Here is a 15,188-nt window from a genome sequence, read left to right as displayed (position 1 = left end):
ACGGCGCGTACAGGCCCAAAGGTCGTCCGCTTGCTGGACTTGGCGCGTTCGGGTGTTTCTCCGCTATCATGCTTCGATGAGGCCGACCTACCTCGACTACCACGCCACGACGCCTCTCGACCCCGCGGTGCTCGCGGCCATGCTGCCCTTCTTCACCGAGCGCTTTGGCAATCCCTCCGGACGCGCCCATGCCTTCGGCCAGGAAGCGCACCGGGCCGTCGAGGAGGCGCGCGCCGAGTTGGCGGCGCTCGTGGGCGCCTCCCCCGACGAGATCGTCTTCACCTCCGGAGCAACGGAGGCGGACAACCTGGCGCTCAAGGGGGCGATGGGGGCTCGGGCCGCGGGCGGAGGCCACATCGTGACCAGCGTGATCGAGCATGCGGCGGTGCTCGAGCCCTGCCGCAGCCTGGAGCGGGAGGGTTTTGCCATTACCCGCGTCGAGGTGGGGCGGGAGGGGGTGGTGGAGGTGGCGGCGGTCCTGGCCGCCCTGCGCAGCGACACCGTTCTCGTCTCGCTCATGGCCGCGAACAACGAGATCGGAACCCTCCAGCCCGTGGCCGAGGTGGGCGAGGTCTGCCGCGAGCGGGGAATCCTCTTCCACTCCGACGCCGTGCAGGCCCTCGGGCACGTCCCCGTGGACGTTGGGGCCTGGAGGGTGGACCTCATGAGCCTCTCCGCCCACAAGATGTGCGGCCCCAAGGGCGTGGGCGCGCTCTACGTCCGCAAGGGGAGGCCGCGCGTGCGGCTCCAGGCCCAGATCGAGGGGGGCGGGCAGGAGAAGGGCCTCCGCGCGGGGACCCTGAATGTGCCCGGCCTGGTCGGCTTTGGCGCCGCCGCCCGGCTGGCCGGGGAGGCTCTGGCCTCGGGCGAGGCGGAGCGAGTGCGCGCCCTGCGGGATCGTCTCCTTTCCGCCTTGCGCGCCCGCCTGGATGGAGTGGAGCTCAACGGGGCAGCCGAGCCGCGTCTTCCCGGAAACCTGAACGTCTCCATTGCCCGCGCCGAAGCGGAGACCCTCATCCTCTCTCTCCAAGGTCGCCTCGCGATCTCGTCGGGAGCGGCGTGCTCGGAGGCGGGGGGGAAGGGATCTCATGTCCTGCGGGCCCTCGGCCTCCCCGACGAACGGGTCTATACCGCCCTGCGCTTCGGACTGGGGCGCTTCACCACGGACACAGAAATCGATTACGTGGTCGGTGCCCTCGGGGAAGCGGTGGACGGGGCCCGCTCACGGGCCACACCCGCTTTTGGCTGAGGACGCAAGAGGGCGTCCGGCCCCTCCGCTCGACACCACGTCGTTCGAAACTCCAATTACGCAAATCGCGTGCCTTCGTCATGCTGCTGTCACAGAGTGCAGATCGCTCCAAGAAGTTGTGTGACAGTGAATTAGACTGGCCCTTACGCGGAGTTTCCACAGGGTTTTCCACAGTTTCTGTGGAAGGATCGGAGGCCCGGAAGGGGCCCGTACCCGGCCTGCGACGGGGGCTCTTCGCGCTCTCCGCGCCCTCGGGGAGTAGGGGAGAGCGCTGCTCCCGCGCGACGGACGAGCCGCCCAGGAGCCGCTAACAGATTAAACTACGAGCGGCCGGGCGGCAGACGCGGCGGCTCGCTCTCTTCTTTGAGGTCTTTGGTTTGAGCTACAAGATTCTGGTCTTGGAGGGCATCACCGACCGCGGCCTCGAGATCCTCCGCGCCGAGGGGTGGACGGTCGACGTGATGAAGGCGCTTCCTCCCGCGGAGCTCGCCCAGCGGATCCCCCCTTACGAGGCTCTGCTCATTCGTAGCGGCAGCCAGGTGACGCGCGAGGTCCTGGAGGCGGCGACGAGCCTCAAGGTGATCGGCCGTCCGGGGGTGGGGGTCGACAACGTGGACCTAGCGGCAGCCACCCGGCGGGGGGTCATCGTCATGAACTCGCCCGGGGGGAATCTCATCTCCACCGCCGAGCTCGCCATGGCCCTCCTCCTCGCCCTGGCCCGCAACATCCCCCAGGCGGACGCCTCCATGAAGGCCGGCAAGTGGGACCGGAAGAGCTTCGCGGGGGTGGAGCTCAGCGGCAAGCGCATCGGGGTGGTGGGGTTGGGCCGGATCGGACGCGAGGTGGCGGCCCGCTGCCGCGCCCTGGGGATGGAAGTCGCGGCCCATGACCCCTTCGTCTCCCCGTCGGTGGCGGAGCAGGCCCACGTCAAGCTCAGAAGCCTGGACGAGCTCCTGCAGAGCTCTGATTTCCTCACCCTGCACACCACCCTGACCCGGGAGACGCACCATCTGCTCGGCAAGAAGGAGTTGGCGGGGGCCAAGCCCGGCCTCCGCATCGTAAACGCGGCCCGGGGCGAGCTCATCGACGAGGAGGCGCTCCTCTCCGCGCTGGAGAGCGGGCGGGTGGGGGGGGCGGCCCTCGACGTCCACGGCCAGGAACCGCCCCAGGACTGGCGGCTGGCCCAGCACCCGCGGGTGGTGGCCACGCCCCACATCGGGGCCGCCACCCGGGAGGCCCAGGAGCGGGTGGGCACCGACATCGCGATCCAGGTCCGCGACTACCTCAAGGGAGGCGTGATCCAGCAGGCGGTGAACTTCTTCTCCCTTTCCGGGGATCTCTACGATCAGGTGCGGCCGGCCATGGAGCTGGCGGAGCGGCTCGGTCTCTTCCTGGGCCAGGTCTGCCGGGGCTCGCTGGAGCGGATCGAGCTCGGCCTCTACGGCGACCTGCGGGAGTTCGATGCCAAGCCCATTCTCTCCGCGGCCGTCAACGGCGTCCTGCGTCCGACGCTGGCGGAAGGGGTCACCCTCGTCAACGCCCTCGCCCTCGCCAAAGACCGGGGAGTCGAGATCCTGGAGTCCACCTCCTCCGCGAACATGGCTTTCGCCAACCTCATCGCCCTCCGACTGAAGACCAGCGAGGAGGACCTCTCGGTGGCGGGCACGGTCTTTGGCCGGAACCACCTGCGGCTGGTGGACGTGGACGGGGTGGAGGTGGACACGATCCCCCAGGGGAACATCCTGCTCGTGAAGAACGAGGACACCCCCGGCGTGGTGGGGGAGGTGGGGACGCTCCTGGGCAAGCGCAAGATCAATATTGCGCGCATGGGGCTGGGCCGCAAGCCGGGCAGCGGGCGCGCGGTCATGCTGATCGAAGTTGACAGCGAGGTCTCGGCCGAGGTCCTCGCGGAGCTGCCGCAGCTGGCGGGGATCCGGGAGGCCCGCTTTCTAAAGCTCGGCTGATGGGGCCTCCCCTTCCGGGATGCGGAGAGAACCGACCGCGCGTCCCGGGACCCGCCGAACCTTGCGCCCCGCCCGTCTAAGGTGTAAGGTCCAAGGCATGACGGGGTCGCGCCCGGTCCGCCTCACGGCCCACTCCGGGGGTTTCGGGCTCCAAGGCCGCCCCCTGTTCTCGCTCGCGGCCGCCGCCCTCGTTCTTCCTCTCTCCGCCCTTCACGGTTGGCTCCTTTGGCTTCGGATCTCCCAGGGGCGCTTGCTGGAGTGGGGCGTGGCCTTCCGCTGGGGCGTGGGCGCGCTCCTTCTCTTGACCCTCCTGGCTCTGCGCCGGAGGGGCGTGCCCCTCTTCTGGGGTCGGAAGGCCCTCGCCCTCTGGACCCTGGTGCTCCTCATCCACCAGACGGCTCCCGCCTCCGCGCCGGGGGCTCGGATGGAGGGTCCCGTCCCCCCTCCCCTCCTGTTCGTGTTGCCGGCTTCCGCCGGGCCCCTCGCCCTCGCCGCGGGCCTCCTCTGGGCCCGCTGGGCGGAGCGGCGCGCCCGCCTGTTCACGCCGCAAGGATCTCCCTTCACGCTCCTCGAGGCCGGGGTGGGTCCCCTCGCGCCCCGCTTCCTCGTCCCGCTCTTCGCGCGCCCGCCCCCCGCCTGAGCCCTCGGGCTCATCCGTCGCCCGTACCTCAACCGTTCTAGCTCGGCGCCCGCCTCCGTCGGGGCGGACCGCGGTCCCCCGCGATCTCTCCCCCGCGCTCGCGGACGCCGACGGCCTCGCCTTCGCGAGCGGAAGGGGGCCGAAAAGGGAGCGCGCCGTGGACGCGACCATAAAGCTGTTGAACACGATGCTGCCCATGCTCTACGCGCTGGCCGTCGTGGCCTACGCGGTTGACTTCTTTCGGGAGGACCCCTTCGCGGCCCGTGCGGCCCGGGTCCTCATGGAGAGCATCTTGGGCCTGCACGCCCTGTTCATCGGCCTCCGCACCGCCCTCTACGAACACGTCCCCCTCGCCTCCACCGCGGAGGTCATGACCACGGTGGCCTTCGCCCTCGCCCTCGTCTACCTCTTCGTGGAGTGGCGGAGCAAGGTGCGCAAGACGGGGATGTTCCTCATCTCGTTCTCGTTCCTCTTCCAGACCTTCTCATCCGCCTTCATCTCGACCGGAAGCTTCCCTTCCGTCCTGCGGAGCCCGCTCTTCGCCCTCCACACCGTCACCGCGGTGCTCGGCTACACCGCCTTCGCGGCGTCCGCGGTCTACGGCCTCCTCTTCCTGCTTCTTTACCACGAGCTCAAGAAGAGCCGCTTCGGCCTCGTCTACGAGCGCCTCCCCCCCCTCGAGGTCCTGGCTCGCATGAGCCTGGGGGCGGTGGCCTTCGGCCTCGTCTTCCTCACCGCGACCGTCATTTTCGGGGCGCTCTGGGCGGCGTCGGAGTTCCCCGGCTTCGCCAAGGACCCCAAGTTCCTTCTCACGGTCGCGGTCTGGACGGTCTACCTCGTCGTCCTCCTTCTCCACCACGGCCTCCACTGGACGGGCCGCCGCACGATTGCGGTCTCCCTCGTGGGCTTCGCCCTCCTGGTCTTCTCCTTCCTCGCCGCCCGGCTCTCCGCCTTCCACGTCTTCGCCTGAGGCTCCATGCAACTCTTCCTGCTCGGCATGAATCATCGAACGGCGCCGGTCGAGGTGCGGGAGGCGCTGGCCTTCGGGCCCGAGGAGGTCCGGGCGCTCCTGCGCCAGGCGCGGGGCGAAGGGCTCGACCAGGTCATGGTCCTCTCCACCTGCAACCGGACCGAGCTGTACGCCTTCACCACCGACCCCCTCGCGGCCGAGGAGCGGCTGCGCACCCTTGTCTCGCGGATCAAAGGCGCCGACCTCCTCTCGCCGTCGCCCCACCGCTACGCCCACGGCGAGGGGGAAGCGGCGCGGCACCTTTTCCGGGTCGCCGCCGGCCTGGACTCGATGGTGCTGGGCGAGATGCAGATCCTGGGGCAGGTGAAAGATGCCCACGCCCTGGCCCGGGAGGAGGGCAGGGGAGGAGTGCTCCTCGATCGTCTCCTCACCACCGCCGTCCACGCCGGGAAGAGGGCCCGCGCCGAAACCGGGATCTCGGCGGGGGTGGTGTCGGTGGCGTCCGCCGCCGTCGGCCTGGCCATGAAGGTCTTCGGCGATCTGCGCCGCGGGCGCGTGCTGGTTTTGGGGGCGGGGGAGACCGGCGGTCTGGTCGCCCGACACTTTGCAGAGAAGCGGCCGGCCGCGCTCTGGATCGCCAACCGGACGAAAGCCCGGGCGGACGCGCTGGCGCGCGAGGTGGAGGGAGCGTCTTTCCCGCTCTCGGAGATCGGGGAGCTTCTGCCCCAGGCGGACGTGGTGGTGTGCGCCACCCGGGCCCCCGGTCACTTGATCACCGCCGAGGCGGTCGGGCGGGCCATGGGGCAGCGGCCGCACCGGCCCCTGGTGCTGGTCGACCTGGGGGTTCCCCGGAACGTGGACCCCCTGGGGACCCGGCAGGAAAACGTGTTCCTCTACTCGATCGACGCCCTGCGCGCGATCGCGGACCAGAACCTGGCCCGGCGCCAGCGCGAGGTGGCGCGCGTGGAGGCCATCGTGGAGGAGGAGTGCGATCGGTTCCTGGCCTGGTTCCGCGGCTTGGAGGCGACACCCCTCCTGCGCGAGCTCAGGGACCATTTCGAGAGGCTCCGGGCGGAGGAGGTGGGCAAGAGCCTCCGGCAGTTCGCGCCCCACGAGCAGGAGCAGGTGGATCGGCTCACCCGGTCCCTCGTCAACCGGCTGCTCCATCTGCCCACCACGCGTCTCAAGGCCCTGGACCTGGCGTCGGAGGCGGGCCTCTCGCGCCTCCGCGCCCTGCAGGACCTCTTTGCCCTAGGCGGCGAGGGCCGCGGAGAAAAGGAGATGGATGGCGGGACCTAGCGCCCGCGATACGCTGCGGGTGGGAACGCGGGGCAGTCGTCTCGCGCTTTGGCAGGCCGACCACGTGGTCGCCCGCTTGAGGGCCGGCCACGCCGGGCTGGGCGTGGAGCGGGTCATCGTGCGCACCCTGGGGGACAAGCGGCCGGAGGCGGCCCTGGCCGCGATCGGGGGACGGGGCGCCTTCACCCGGGAGATCGAGGACGCCCTCCGGAGGGGAACGATCGACGTCGCCGTCCACAGCCTCAAAGACCTTCCCACCGGGATTGCAGAGGGGCTCGAGCTGGGAGCGGTGCTCGTGCGGGAGGATCCCCGTGATGCCCTCCTCTCCAAGGTCGCCCCAAGCCTCCAGGCCCTGCCGGAAGGAGCGCGGATCGGCACCTCCTCGCTGCGGCGCCGGGCCCAGCTCCTGGCTCTGCGGGCGGATCTCAGGGTCATCGACCTGCGCGGGAATGTCCCCACCCGCCTCGAGAAGCTGGAGCGCGGCGAGTGCGACGCGATCGTCCTGGCCCGAGCGGGGCTCCTGCGGCTGGGCTTGGAGGGGAGGATCGCCGAGGTGTTCGAGCCGGAGGCTCTCCTGCCCGCGGCGGGCCAGGGCGCGATCGCCGTGCAGATCCGGGCCGGGGAGCCGGAGGTGGCCGGTCTCCTGGCCCCCCTCGATCACGAGCCCACGCGCCTGGCCACCGCCGCCGAGCGGGCCCTGCTCGCCCGCCTCGAAGGAGGCTGCCAGGTTCCGGTGGGCGCCCTGGGCACCCTGGCCGGACGCCGCCTCACCCTCCGAGGACTGGTGGCGGATGTGGAGGGGGGCGAAGTCGTGCGGGACAGCGAGGCCCGCGATGTCGGCGGGGAGGCGGAGGCGCGGGCCCTGGGCGAGGCCTTGGGGGAGCGGCTCCTTCGGCAGGGCGCCGCCCCCATCCTGGCCCGGGTGCGGGCCCTGCACGCGGGCCCCGCCGGGTTCGAGGCCTGATGTCCGCCCGGCCCATGGTCGTGGTCACCCGGGAGGAGGGGCCGGAGGCCTCCCTCTCGGGCTGGCTCAAGGCGGGGGGCCTCGAGGTCTTCTTCCTGCCCACGATCTCCATCCAGCCCCCGTCCGACGGGCGTCCCCTCGAGGAGGCGCTTCAGGAGCTTTCGGGATTCGATTGGCTCGCCTTCACCAGCGCCCACGCGGTGGAGGCCCTCTGCCGTCGACCGGGGTGGCCGCGGGCGTGGGCGGCGGCCGCTCGGAGGCCGCGGCTGGCTGTCGTGGGGCCGGCCACGGCCGCCGCCCTCTTCGGTTGCGGCCTCCTCGCGGACCTCCAGCCGGCGGAGGCAGGGGCCCGGGCGCTCGCGGCGGCCCTCCTCGCCGCGGCGGAGGGGAGGCCGCTCCGCGTCCTCTGGCCCCGCTCCGACCTCGCTCGACCCGAGCTTCGCGAGGCGCTCACGGCGGGGGGCGCGCGCGTCGTCGACCCCGTCGCCTACCAGACCGGGTCCGCCCCGCCCGCCCCGGTCGCGGAGTTCTCCCGGCTCCTGGACGAGGGACGCATCGCCGCCGTTTGCTTCCTCTCCCCCTCGAGCGCCACCAATCTGGCCGCGATCCTCGGCGGGGCCGACCTCGCACACCTCTCGGGGCGCACGCGGATCGCCAGCATCGGGCCCACCACCTCCGCCGCCCTCAAGTCGTTGGGTGCGCCCCCCGACCTGGAAGCGGCGGAGCGTTCGGCCCGAAACCTCGCCCAGGCGCTCGTGCTTCTTCTCTCCCCTCAGCAAGGAGTCGCCCCATGAGCTATCCCATCCATCGTCCGCGGCGCCTCCGGCGGAACGAGACCCTGAGGCGCCTGGTCCGCGAGACCCGCCTCTCCCCGGACAACCTGGTGGCCCCCCTCTTCGTGTGCGGGGGGGAGGGCGTGCGCCGGGAGATCGCGGCCATGCCCGGCTGCTACCAGATGAGCGTGGACCGGCTCCTCGAGGAGTGCCGGGAACTGGCCTCCCTCGGGGTTCCGGGGGTGATCCTCTTCGGACTGCCCGAGAAGAAGGACGCCGAGGGCAGCGGTGCCTCGGCCGAGGACGGGCCGGTGCCCCGCGCCCTGAGGGCCCTCCGGCGCGAGCTGAAGGAACTCTCGCTCTGGGCGGACGTGTGCCTCTGCGAGTACACAGACCATGGCCACTGCGGGCCCCTCGCCCCCGGGCCGGACGGGCGGCTGGACGTGGACAACGACCGCACCCTCCCCCTCCTGGCCAAGGCGGCCCTGGCCTATGCGGCGGCGGGGGCGGACGTGGTCGCGCCTTCGGACATGATGGACGGACGGGTGGGCGCCCTCCGGGGCGCCCTGGATCAGGCCGGCCGCGCGGACGTGGTGATCGTCTCCTACGCCGCGAAGTACGCCTCCGGCTTCTACGGGCCCTTCCGGGAGGCGGCCGGCTCCGCCCCCGCCTTCGGCGACCGCCGCGGCTACCAGATGGACCCCGCCAACACGGACGAGGCGATGCGGGAGGTGGCGGCCGATCTCGCGGAGGGGGCGGACATCGTCATGGTGAAGCCCGCTCTCGCCTACCTGGACGTGGTCTACCGCGTGAAGGAGCGCTTCCAGGTTCCCCTCGCCGCCTACAACGTCTCCGGCGAGTACGCCATGATCAAGGCGGCGGCGCGGAACGGCTGGTTGGACGAAACCCGGGTCGCGATGGAGGCGCTCATCTCCATCCGCCGGGCGGGGGCGGACATCATCCTGACCTATTTTGCCAAGGAGGCGGCGCGGCTCCTCGCCTGAGGGGCGCCGGCCGGATTGCCATGAGCCCGATCACGGTTGCGACCCCGCCTAAGACGCGCGAGAGCGGGGCCCTCTTCGCGCGGGCCCGGACCCTGCTCCCCGGCGGCGTCAACTCTCCGGTCCGCGCCTTCCGCGCGGTGGGGGGCACGCCCCTCTTCATCGCCCGGGCCGAGGGCGCGCGGGTATGGGACGAGGACGGAAACGTCTTCATCGACCACCTGGGCTCCTGGGGACCCCTGATCCTCGGCCACTCCCACCCCGCGGTGGTGGGGGCGATCCGCGCGCAGGCGGGCCTTGGGACCTCCTTCGGAGCTCCCACGCGGCTGGAGGTGGAGATGGCGGAGACGCTCCGCCATCTCGTCCCCTCCCTGGAAATGGTGCGCATGGTCAACTCCGGCACCGAGGCCACCCTGTCCGCCCTGCGCCTGGCCCGCGGCGCCACCGGGCGCCCCAAGCTCGTCAAGTTCGAGGGCTGCTACCACGGTCATGGGGACTCCTTCCTCATCAAGGCCGGCTCGGGGGCGGCGACCTTCGGGTCCCCGGACAGCCCCGGGGTCACGGAGGCCACCGCCCGCGACACCCTGACCGCGGTCTTCAACGACCTCGGGAGCGTCGACCGGCGGTTCCGGGAGCATCCGGGAGCGGTGGCGGCCGTCATCGTGGAGCCGGTGGTGGGGAACATGGGGGTGGTGGCGCCGCGTCCGGGTTTCCTGGAGGGGCTGCGCGAGCTGTGCACGGACCAGGGGTCGATCCTCATCTTTGACGAGGTGATGACCGGCTTCCGCGTCGGGCCGGGGGGCGCCCAGGCCCGCTATGGCGTGCGCCCCGACCTCACCACCCTGGGCAAGATCATCGGCGGGGGGCTGCCCGTGGGCGCCTACGGCGGACGCCGCGACCTCATGGAGCTCATCGCCCCCGCCGGCCCCGTCTACCAGGCGGGCACCCTCTCCGGGAATCCGCTGGCCATGAGCGCGGGCCTGGCCACCCTCCGTGCGATCGAGGCCGACCCCCACCTCTACCACCGCCTCGAGGAGCGGGGAGCTGCGCTGGAGGCCGGGCTCGCGGCCGCCATCACGGAGCGGGGCTGGGCCTGCCGGCTGGCCCGCGTGGGCTCGATGTGGACGCTCTTCTTTAACTCGGAGGAAGTGACGGACTGGTCGGTGGCGGCGCGATCGGATACCGCGCGTTACGGGCGCTTCTTCCACGCCATGCTCGACCGTGGCCACTACCTCGCCCCCTCGCAGTTCGAGGCCAACTTCCTCTCCGCCGCCCACAGCGAGGCCGAGGTAAAGGAAACCGTGGCCGCCGCCCTCGCCTCCCTCGAGGTGGCCTTTGCCTGAGGCCACCGTCCCCGCTCCCTCCCCCGCGCGCCCGGGCTCGACCCCCTCGCGAGCGCCCCTCTTCCTCCGCGCCTGCCGGCGGGAGGCGGTGGAGCGCACCCCGGTGTGGATCATGCGCCAGGCGGGGCGCTACCTCCCCGAGTACCAGGCCCTGCGCGCGAAGCACGACTTCCTGACTTCCTGCCGCACGCCCGAGCTGGCCTGCGAGCTGACGCTTCAGCCCGTGCGGCGCCTGGGCGTCGACGCCGCCATCTTGTTCTCGGACATCCTGATCCCGCTGCCCGGGATGGGCGTCCCCGTGGAGTTCCGGCCCGCCCCCGTGATCCTGGGGGTGGTCAAGGGGCGCGCGGACGTGGTGGCGCTCCGCACCCCCGACGCCAAGGAGGCCACCCCCTTTGTCCTGGACGCCGTGCGGCTCATCCGGCGCGAGCTCGGGGGGGCGGTGCCCCTCATCGGCTTCGCGGGGGCTCCCTTCACCATGGCCGCTTATCTCGTGGAAGGGGGCGGGTCCAAGTCCTTCGCCGCCTGGAAGGGCCTCCTCTTCTCCGACCCCGCGACCGCCCACCTCCTGCTCGAGAAGTGCGCGGCGGTGGTCGCCTCCTACCTGGGGGAGCAAGTCAAAGCGGGCGCCCAGGCGGCGATGCTCTTCGATACCTGGGCCGGGATCCTGAGCCCCGCGGACTTCCGAACCTTCGCCCTTCCCTACGCGCGCCGGGTGTTTGAGGCGGTGGCTTCTCTCGGGCCGGCCCCGGAGGGCGGGCCCCCGCCCCGCCTCTACTACGGGGGTGAAACGGGCGGGTTCCTCGAGAGCTGCGCGGAGGTAGGGGCCGACGTGCTCGGCCTCGACTGGCGCATCGGGCTCGACGCCGCCCGCCGGAGGCTCGGCCCCGGCATCGCCCTCCAGGGAAACCTCGATCCCGCGGTGCTGCTCGGCCCCCCCGCCCTGATCCGCGCCCGCACGGCCGCGATCCTGCGCGAGGCCCGCTCAAAAGAGGAGGGTTCCGGGGAGGGCGAGCGCCCCGGTTCCTCCCCCGGGCATGTCTTCAACCTTGGCCACGGGATCCTGCCCGTGACCCCGGCCGACCACGCGCAGGTGCTCGTGGACGCGGTGCGCGAGCTTTCCACGAGGAGCGCGCCATGACGATGGGCAAGACCTCACCCGACGAGCGGGGTCGGATTTCCGGCTCCGACCCCATGGGGGTCCCGGTGACCGCGGACCTTCTGCGCGAGTACGATCGACCCGGCCCGCGCTACACCTCCTACCCCACGGCGGTGGAGTTCGCAGGCTCCTTCGACGAAGCCGCCTACCGACGGCAGCTCGACGCGGCCGCGGAGAAGGCCGAGGAGCCCCTCTCCCTCTATCTCCACCTGCCCTTCTGCGAGGAGCGCTGCTCCTTCTGCGGGTGCATGGTCATCATCACCCGCCGGCGCGAGGTGGCCGCCCACTACCTCGGCTACTTGAAGCGCGAGATCGAGATGCTGGCCGCGCGGCTCAAGGGGCGCCGGCGGGTCGTGCAGTACCACTGGGGGGGCGGAACGCCGACCTACCTCTCGGTGCCCCAGATGACGGCCCTCCACGAGGCCGTGACGCGTCACTTCGACGTACAGCCGGGGGCGGAGGTCGCGATCGAGGTGGATCCCCGGGTCACCAGCCGGGAGCAGATCGAGCGGCTCCGCGAGTTGGGCTTCAACCGGCTCTCCCTGGGCGTGCAGGACTTCACGCCCGAGGTGCAGCAGGCCATCAACCGCATCCAGAGCGAGCTCGAGACCCGCGCCCTGTTCGAGGTGGCCCGCTCGCTCGGCTACGCCTCCATCAACGTCGACCTCATCTACGGTCTCCCCTTCCAGACCCGAGCCTCCTTCGGTCGCTCGGTGGAGGCGGTGGTCGCCCTGCGCCCGGACCGGGTGGCCGTCTACTCCTACGCCCACGTGCCCTGGATCCGGGGCAACCAGAAGCGGATCCGCCCCGAGGACCTGCCCTCGCGGGAGCTGAAGATCGAGCTCTTTCTCGAGGCCATGGAGCGCTTCCTGGCCGCCGGCTACCGGCAGATCGGCATGGATCACTTCGCGCTCGCCGAGGACGAGCTGGCGCGGGCGGCCGAGCAGAGACGGCTGCACCGGAACTTCATGGGGTACACGACGCGACCGGCCGCGGACATGGTCGGTTTGGGCGTCTCCGCCATCGGTCGCGTGGGTGCGGCCTTCGCCCAGAACACCAAGAAGCTCAGCGTCTACTACGCGGCCCTCGAGGCAGGGCGGTTTCCGATCGAGCGCGGCTACCTCTTGGACGCCGACGATGAGCTCCGCGCCCACGTGATCACGGAGCTCATGTGCAACTTTCACCTGGAGCGGGCCCGGGTGGAGGCCCGCTTCGGCATCGACTTCGACCGCTACTTCGCCCCCGAGCTCGCGGAGCTTCGGGCGGGCCCGGTGGCCCACGGCTTCCTGGAGGTGGGGGGGGAGGGCCTGCTCGTGACCCCCAAGGGGCGGCTCTTTGTCCGCAACCTCTGCATGGTCTTCGACCGCTACTTGCGGGCGCGGACCCTTGACAAGCCCGTCTTCTCCCGGACCATCTGAGGATGGGCCCGGCCGCGGAGGGTTCGGCGCGGCCGGTCGGCGTCCTGCTCTTCAACCTGGGAGGACCGCCGGACCTCCCCTCCGTCGAGCCCTTCCTCGTCAACCTCTTCTCGGACCGCGACATCATCGAACTTCCCCTGGGGAGATCCCTCCAGCCCCTCCTGGCCCGCCTCATCGCCAAGGCCCGCGGCCCCTTCGTGCGGCGGAACTACGCGCTCATCGGGGGGGGCTCGCCCCAGCTCCGCTTCACCCGCGCCCAGGCCGAAGCCCTGGAGGCCCGCCTCGGCCGCGGGGGCGCGCGATTCCGGACGGTCATCGCCATGCGCTACTGGCACCCCACGACGGAGGAGGCGCTCTTGGCCCTGGCCGGGGAGGGGATCCTTAGGGTCGTGACCCTCACCCTCTATCCTCACTACTCGAGGGCGACCACGGGCTCGTCGGAGCGGGAGCTCCAGCGATGGCTCTCCCGGCCGGGTTGGGAGGGCCGCTTCCGGGTGACCGGCATCGCCTCCTACGCCACGGATCCGACCTACCTCGACGCGCTCGCGGACACCGTGCGTCGGGCGCTCCTGGGTTTCCCCGCCGAGAGGCGGGAGGGGGTGGTGCTCCTCTTCAGCGCCCACGGCCTGCCCCAAAAGCTCGTCGCGGCCGGGGACCCCTACGTGCGCGAAACGGAGGCCACCCGGGAAGGGGTCCTCGCGCGCCTCGCCCTCGGCAACCGGCACCTCCTCGGCTACCAGTCCCGGACCGGGCCCGTCAAGTGGATCGGCCCCGGCACGGACCAGATCCTGGACCTCTTGGGGGAGGAGGGCGTCCGGGAGGTCCTGGTCGTCCCTCTCTCCTTCGTCTCCGACCACATCGAGACCCTCTACGAGATCGACATCCTCTTCGCGGACCGGGCCCGGCGGGCGGGAATCACGGACTATCGCCGCAGCGAGCCCCTGGGCACCCACCCCCTCTTCATCGAGGCCCTGGCCCGCCTCGTGGAGCGGCACCTCGAGGAGCATCCGTGAAACGGGTGGCGATCGTGGGGGGCGGCGTGGCCGGCCTGGCTCTGGCCCAGGCCCTCGACAAGAAGGGCGGCCGCGCCCGCGGCGTGGAGGGACTCGTGCTGGAGCGTTCCCCCCGGACGGGAGGGAACATCCGGAGCGAGATAGCGGGCGGGTATCTCTTGGAGGCGGGACCGAACGGCTTCCTGGACAGCGTGCCCGAGACGTTGGACCTTGTCCGGGAACTGGGCCTGGAGGGCGAGCTTCTCCCGAGCCACGACCGCGCCCGGAGGCGCTACATCTTCCGGAAGGGCCGGCTCCATCCCCTGCCCCCCGGTCCGGGAGCGTTCCTCGCGAGCGACCTTTTGTCGTGGTCGGGAAAGCTGCGCCTGGCCCTCGAGCCCCTGGCCCGACCGCGACCGGATGGCGATGAGACGATCCATGCCTTTGCCTCCCGGCGCCTCGGGCGGCAGGCGGCGGAGGTCTTGGTCGACCCCATGGTGTCGGGAGTGTTCGGGGGCGACTCGCGGCGTCTCTCTCTCAAGGCCTGCTTTCCGGCCCTGTGGCAGATGGAGACCGACCACGGCGGTCTCCTCCGTGCCCTTCTCGCCAAGATGTGGAAGAAGGGGAAAGGCAAGAGAAGGGAGCCCGGGGGCGCTCCCCGCGGGCGCCTCACCTCCTTTCGGGAAGGGACGGAAACCCTGGTGCGGGCCCTCGCCCGCGCCCGGGGGGGCGCGCTCCAGACCGGCGTCCTCGTGAGCGGCCTCACGCCCGCAGGCGGCGGATACGAGCTCGCACTGGACGGGGGCGGGAGGGTGGCCGCGGACGCGGTGGTCCTCACGGGGGGCGCGGGGGAGAGCGCCCGCATCGTCGAGGGGCTGGACAAGGAGCTCGCTTCCCTCCTCCGCGGGATCCCGAGCGCTCCCCTGGCCGTGGCTTGCCTGGGCTACCTGGAGTCGAGCCTGCCGCGCGCCTTGGACGGCTTCGGCTTCCTGATCCCCCGAGGAGAAGGCCCGCGGATCCTGGGCGTCCTCTGGGACTCCAGCATCTACCCCGGGCGCGCCCCCTCCGGTCGCGTTCTCCTGCGGGCCATGATCGGGGGCGCCCACGACGAGGAGGTGCTCGCCCTCGACGACGCCGCCCTCCTCTCCCTCGTGCGGAAGGACCTCAAGACCACCATGGGCCTCGACGCCGATCCCGTCTTCGTCCGGATATACCGGCACCCGCGCGGGATCCCCCAGTACACCGTGGGTCATTTGGACCGGCTGGCGCGGGCGGAGGCGCGGCTCGAGCGTTATCCCGGAGTCTACCTGGCGGGCTGCGCCTACCGGGGCGTGGCCATCAATTCCTGCGTGGCGGAGGCGGGGCCCCTCGCCGGGCGCATCCTGAGCCGCCTCTCCCCGGACTAGGGGTCCCGGG

At 71.6% G+C, this 15,188-nt stretch carries 13 protein-coding genes; all 13 read left to right on the top strand.

Annotated elements, in window-relative coordinates:
• Window positions 1-76 precede the first annotated feature (76 nt).
• Window positions 77-1,249, top strand: a complete 1,173-nt coding sequence (locus tag VN461_07950; protein ID HXB54700.1) for a cysteine desulfurase family protein — start codon at window positions 77-79, stop codon at window positions 1,247-1,249.
• 377 nt (window positions 1,250-1,626) lie between these two features.
• Window positions 1,627-3,213: a phosphoglycerate dehydrogenase gene (serA, locus tag VN461_07945; protein HXB54699.1), complete on the top strand. Its 1,587-nt coding sequence runs from the start codon at window positions 1,627-1,629 to the stop codon at window positions 3,211-3,213.
• Between the two features lie 97 nt (window positions 3,214-3,310).
• Window positions 3,311-3,853, top strand: a complete 543-nt coding sequence (locus VN461_07940; GenBank protein HXB54698.1) for a hypothetical protein — start codon at window positions 3,311-3,313, stop codon at window positions 3,851-3,853.
• Between the two features lie 157 nt (window positions 3,854-4,010).
• The gene (ccsA, locus tag VN461_07935; protein HXB54697.1) at window positions 4,011-4,823 is read left to right on the top strand and encodes a cytochrome c biogenesis protein CcsA; all 813 of its coding nucleotides are present in this window, start codon (window positions 4,011-4,013) and stop codon (window positions 4,821-4,823) included.
• 6 nt (window positions 4,824-4,829) lie between these two features.
• Window positions 4,830-6,122, top strand: coding sequence for a glutamyl-tRNA reductase (gene hemA, locus VN461_07930; GenBank protein ID HXB54696.1), 1,293 nt, complete (start codon window positions 4,830-4,832; stop codon window positions 6,120-6,122).
• Window positions 6,109-7,086 (top strand): hydroxymethylbilane synthase, encoded by a 978-nt coding sequence (gene hemC, locus VN461_07925; protein HXB54695.1) that lies wholly within the window; start codon window positions 6,109-6,111, stop codon window positions 7,084-7,086. The genes hemA and hemC overlap by 14 nt, the downstream gene beginning before the upstream one ends.
• Entirely contained in the window at window positions 7,086-7,880 is a 795-nt protein-coding gene (locus VN461_07920) for a uroporphyrinogen-III synthase (GenBank protein HXB54694.1), read from the top strand. The genes hemC and VN461_07920 overlap by 1 nt, the downstream gene beginning before the upstream one ends.
• Window positions 7,877-8,863 carry a porphobilinogen synthase gene (hemB, locus tag VN461_07915; GenBank protein HXB54693.1) on the top strand — a complete coding sequence of 329 codons (987 nt, stop codon included), beginning with the start codon at window positions 7,877-7,879 and terminating at the stop codon, window positions 8,861-8,863. The genes VN461_07920 and hemB overlap by 4 nt, the downstream gene beginning before the upstream one ends.
• 20 nt (window positions 8,864-8,883) lie before the next feature.
• Window positions 8,884-10,203 (top strand): glutamate-1-semialdehyde 2,1-aminomutase, encoded by a 1,320-nt coding sequence (gene hemL / locus VN461_07910; GenBank protein ID HXB54692.1) that lies wholly within the window; start codon window positions 8,884-8,886, stop codon window positions 10,201-10,203.
• Entirely contained in the window at window positions 10,196-11,344 is a 1,149-nt protein-coding gene (hemE, locus tag VN461_07905; GenBank protein ID HXB54691.1) for a uroporphyrinogen decarboxylase, read from the top strand. Before hemL ends, hemE begins: the two co-directional genes overlap by 8 nt.
• Complete coding sequence (hemN, locus tag VN461_07900) at window positions 11,341-12,780, top strand: oxygen-independent coproporphyrinogen III oxidase (protein ID HXB54690.1); 1,440 nt, start codon at window positions 11,341-11,343, stop codon at window positions 12,778-12,780. Before hemE ends, hemN begins: the two co-directional genes overlap by 4 nt.
• 2 nt (window positions 12,781-12,782) lie before the next feature.
• The gene (hemH, locus tag VN461_07895) at window positions 12,783-13,793 is read left to right on the top strand and encodes a ferrochelatase (protein HXB54689.1); all 1,011 of its coding nucleotides are present in this window, start codon (window positions 12,783-12,785) and stop codon (window positions 13,791-13,793) included.
• Window positions 13,790-15,178 carry a protoporphyrinogen oxidase gene (gene hemG / locus VN461_07890; protein HXB54688.1) on the top strand — a complete coding sequence of 463 codons (1,389 nt, stop codon included), beginning with the start codon at window positions 13,790-13,792 and terminating at the stop codon, window positions 15,176-15,178. Before hemH ends, hemG begins: the two co-directional genes overlap by 4 nt.
• The last annotated feature ends 10 nt before the right edge of the window (window positions 15,179-15,188 follow it).

This window comes from Vicinamibacteria bacterium, assembly GCA_035570235.1.
Taxonomy (GTDB): domain Bacteria; phylum Acidobacteriota; class Vicinamibacteria; order Fen-336; family Fen-336; genus DATMML01.
The sequence above is the reverse complement of the archived record's forward strand: the minus strand, read 5'-3'. Positions and strand labels throughout refer to the sequence as shown.

Coding starts and splice junctions, on each gene's coding strand:
- VN461_07950 (HXB54700.1), top strand. CDS start 77: ATGAGGCCGACCTACCTCGACTACCACGCCACGACGCCTCTCGACCCC.
- VN461_07940 (HXB54698.1), top strand. CDS start 3,311: ATGACGGGGTCGCGCCCGGTCCGCCTCACGGCCCACTCCGGGGGTTTC.
- hemA (HXB54696.1), top strand. CDS start 4,830: ATGCAACTCTTCCTGCTCGGCATGAATCATCGAACGGCGCCGGTCGAG.
- hemC (HXB54695.1), top strand. CDS start 6,109: ATGGCGGGACCTAGCGCCCGCGATACGCTGCGGGTGGGAACGCGGGGC.
- VN461_07920 (HXB54694.1), top strand. CDS start 7,086: ATGTCCGCCCGGCCCATGGTCGTGGTCACCCGGGAGGAGGGGCCGGAG.
- hemB (HXB54693.1), top strand. CDS start 7,877: ATGAGCTATCCCATCCATCGTCCGCGGCGCCTCCGGCGGAACGAGACC.
- hemL (HXB54692.1), top strand. CDS start 8,884: ATGAGCCCGATCACGGTTGCGACCCCGCCTAAGACGCGCGAGAGCGGG.
- hemN (HXB54690.1), top strand. CDS start 11,341: ATGACGATGGGCAAGACCTCACCCGACGAGCGGGGTCGGATTTCCGGC.
- hemH (HXB54689.1), top strand. CDS start 12,783: ATGGGCCCGGCCGCGGAGGGTTCGGCGCGGCCGGTCGGCGTCCTGCTC.